This window comes from Streptomyces sp. (genome assembly GCF_036566765.1).
Taxonomy (GTDB): domain Bacteria; phylum Actinomycetota; class Actinomycetes; order Streptomycetales; family Streptomycetaceae; genus Streptomyces.
In genome coordinates, this window is sequence record NZ_DATCVQ010000381.1 from 1 (window position 1) to 3,362 (window position 3,362).

A 3,362-nucleotide genomic window follows, 5' to 3' on the forward strand; every position below is an offset into this window, starting at 1 on the left:
AGCGCCGCCCCGCCGAAAACCTGGATCCGCTGAGTCACAGTCCGCAGCGCCCCCGTGCTCGCGCTCTCGCCGGACGTTTCATCATCCCTCGCCTCCGACCGGGCCCTGTCGGCCGCGCCGCGCTCGAAGGCGGCCCACCCACCTCGTCACGCGTCCTGGACCGGTCGGTTCCAGCCTAGGGAAGGCGCGCGACGTGTGCGGGGTTCCGCGAGTGTTCACCAGTTCCGAGCTTCCCGCCACCCCCCGGGGCACAACCCGCCCGGCCGGTCCCGCCGGACCGCTCCCGGCGGGGCGGCGGGACCGTCCGGTACCCGGTCCTTGACTCAGTCCTTGACGCTGTCCATGACATCGCCCAGATCCACGAACTTGAACCCGGTGGCCTCCCGCTCGCCCTGTGCCGGTGTGTCGTGGCCGTCCTGGACGACGAGCAGGCCGTGCGGGTACCTGGAACCCAGCGGCGCGTTCAGCGCGGCCGCGCCGTCGCACTCCTCCGAGCCGTCCAGCGCCGGACCGGCCGCGGCGACCCGGAAGCCGCCCTCGTACTCGTTGCGGTCCGCGATCTCGCGGTCGTACGCGACGAAGGTGTCGTCGCCCTGGCTGGAGGCGAGGAGGTACCCGTCGCCGTCGGGCTCGGTGACCAGGGTCAGGCCCTCGACGTCGGCGGTGAGCTTGGAGCCGCCGAAGCCGGGGTCGGCCCCGGGGGTGCACTCCTCGGTCTCCTCGTCGTAGACGCCGGGGACGCCGTACTCGCGGACCTTGTCGATCAGCTTCGGCGTGCCGGTCAGGTCGGCGCGCAGCCGCCAGATGCCGACGTCCTCCTGGCCCGCGTAGAGCGTGCCGTCGGCCGGGTCGACGACCATGCCCTCGACCTGCGGCAGCTCGTCGGGCTCGGCGCAGGGCGACCAGGACGTGCCGTCGGGCAGCCGGAAGGCGGAGGGCAGGTCCACGGTGCGGATCTTGCGGTACGTGACCTTGCCGCCCGGGGCCGGGCGCAGTTCGAGGAGCGCGATGCTGGTGCGCTCGCGGCGGGAGACCAGGGCGTACGAGCGTCCCGTCGCGCGGTCGGTCCAGGTGGCGAGGCCGTACGCGGTCCGCTGGTCGTTGACCTCGTCCTGGTCCTTGGAGAACACGGCCGGCGCGGCGGGGTCGGTGACGTCGGTGAGCGGGCCGCCCGGCCGGTCGCGGTCGATGCGGTAGAAGCGGAGCCGGTCGTGGCCGCGGTCGCTGGTGACGGCGAGGTCGGCGCGGCCGGAGGACAGCCGGAGCCCGTGGACGAGGTCCACGTTGTTGAACCGGCCGGGGGCGTCGTCCTCCCCCTCGGCCGGCGGCGGGGTGATCGACTGCACGGGGCGCGCGTCCAGGTCGTAGACCCGCAGCCCGCCCTCCTTGGCCGTGGCGACGACCAGGCTGCGCCCGGGGTCGGCGGCGTTGCGCCAGATCGCGGGGTCGTCGGCGTCGGCGTTGCCGCCCGCGTCGTCGTCGTGCAGCACGGGGGTCTCGGCGCGCGGGGTCACGGCGGGCGGCGCGTCGCCGGAGTGCCGGTCGTGGGCCTGGGCCGGTATGCCGAGGGCCGCGGCCGCGAGGGTCACGGCGACGGCGGGCACGATGAGGCGGGCAACTCTGGGAGTCGTCACGCTGGTTCTCCTCCGAAGGGGGGTGGATGGACCGTGCGTGAGCGTGCTGCCCCACCGTGTCGGCACGGCGGCGGGCGGGCGACCAGCATCCCCTGCTGGAGCTGTACAGCGGATGAACGGGCGGAGGATGCGGGCGAGTTGAGGGCTCGGTTCGCGCGTCGGGTCGACTGGACGACGAGAAGGGCCGGTTCGACGCCGAGGCGTCGAACCGGCCCTTCTGTCGGGCGTGGGAGATCAGTCGGTGCCGAACTCCATCGCGGCGCGGTCGAGGAGCTCGTCCTCGTCGGAGACCTCGCCACGGGAGGCGATGGCCTCGGCGCCGCCCTCCGGCATGGCGCCGATCAGCCCGGTGGCGGCCGCCTGCGCGGCGCCGATCGCGCCGACCGCGGGACCGCCGGCGCCGATCAGGCCGAGACCGGCGTACTGCTCCAGCTTGGCGCGCGAGTCGGCGATGTCGAGGTTGCGCATGGTGAGCTGGCCGATCCGGTCGGTCGGGCCGAACGCGGAGTCCTCGGTGCGCTCCATCGACAGCTTGTCCGGGTGGTAGCTGAACGCCGGGCCCTGCGTGTCGAGGATCGAGTAGTCCTCGCCGCGCCGCAGTCGCAGGGTGACCTCGCCGGTCACGGCCGCGCCGACCCAGCGCTGCAGCGACTCGCGGATCATCAGCGCCTGCGGGTCGAGCCAGCGGCCCTCGTACATGAGCCGGCCGAGCCGCCGCCCCTCGTTGTGGTACTGCGCGAGGGTGTCCTCGTTGTGGATCGCGTTGACGAGGCGCTCGTACGCCGCGTGCAGCAGCGCCATGCCGGGGGCCTCGTAGATCCCGCGGCTCTTGGCCTCGATGATCCGGTTCTCGATCTGGTCGGACATGCCCATGCCGTGGCGGCCGCCGATGGCGTTGGCCTCCATCACCAGGTCGACGGCGGAGGCGAACTCCTTGCCGTTGATGCTGACCGGGCGGCCCTGGTCGAAGCCGATCGTGACGTCCTCGGCCTCGATCTCGACCGACGGGTCCCAGAACCGGACGCCCATGATCGGCTCCACGGTCTCCACGCCGGTGTCCAGGTGCTCCAGGATCTTCGCCTCGTGGGTGGCGCCCCAGATGTTGGCGTCGGTGGAGTACGCCTTCTCCGTGCTGTCGCGGTAGGGGAGGTCGTGGGCGAGCAGCCACTCCGACATCTCCTTGCGGCCGCCGAGCTCGGTCACGAAGTCCGCGTCCAGCCAGGGCTTGTAGATCCGCAGGTGCGGGTTGGCCAGCAGGCCGTAGCGGTAGAACCGCTCGATGTCGTTGCCCTTGAAGGTCGAGCCGTCGCCCCAGATCTGGACGTCGTCCTCGAGCATGGCCCGGACCAGCAGGGTGCCGGTCACGGCGCGGCCGAGCGGGGTGGTGTTGAAGTAGGCGCGCCCGCCCGAGCGGATGTGGAACGCCCCGCAGGTGAGCGCGGCCAGGCCCTCCTCGACCAGCGCCGCGCGGCAGTCGACCAGGCGCGCGATCTCGGCGCCGTAGGTCTTGGCACGGCCGGGCACCGAAGCGATGTCGGGCTCGTCGTACTGGCCGATGTCGGCGGTGTAGGTGCACGGGACGGCGCCCTTGTCGCGCATCCACGCGACCGCGACCGAGGTGTCGAGGCCGCCCGAGAAGGCGATGCCGACGCGCTCGCCGACCGGAAGGGAGGTAAGGACCTTAGACATAGGAAGAGTATGCACCATGACGCATGACCATGCAAAGCC

At 72.5% G+C, this 3,362-nt stretch carries 2 protein-coding genes; both read right to left on the reverse strand.

Translation table 11 applies throughout. The features are described from left to right. Window positions 1-323: 323 nt before the first annotated feature. Entirely contained in the window at window positions 324-1,634 is a 1,311-nt protein-coding gene (locus VIU94_RS22330; RefSeq protein ID WP_331913629.1) for a phytase, read from the reverse strand. A gap of 234 nt (window positions 1,635-1,868) precedes the next feature. Then, entirely contained in the window at window positions 1,869-3,323 is a 1,455-nt protein-coding gene (argG, locus tag VIU94_RS22335; RefSeq protein ID WP_331913630.1) for an argininosuccinate synthase, read from the reverse strand. Window positions 3,324-3,362 lie beyond the last annotated feature (39 nt).

What these genes read in the sequence shown, in the direction of transcription:
- argG (WP_331913630.1), bottom strand. Translation starts at nt 3,323, where the DNA reads ATGTCTAAGGTCCTTACCTCCCTTCCGGTCGGCGAGCGCGTCGGCATC.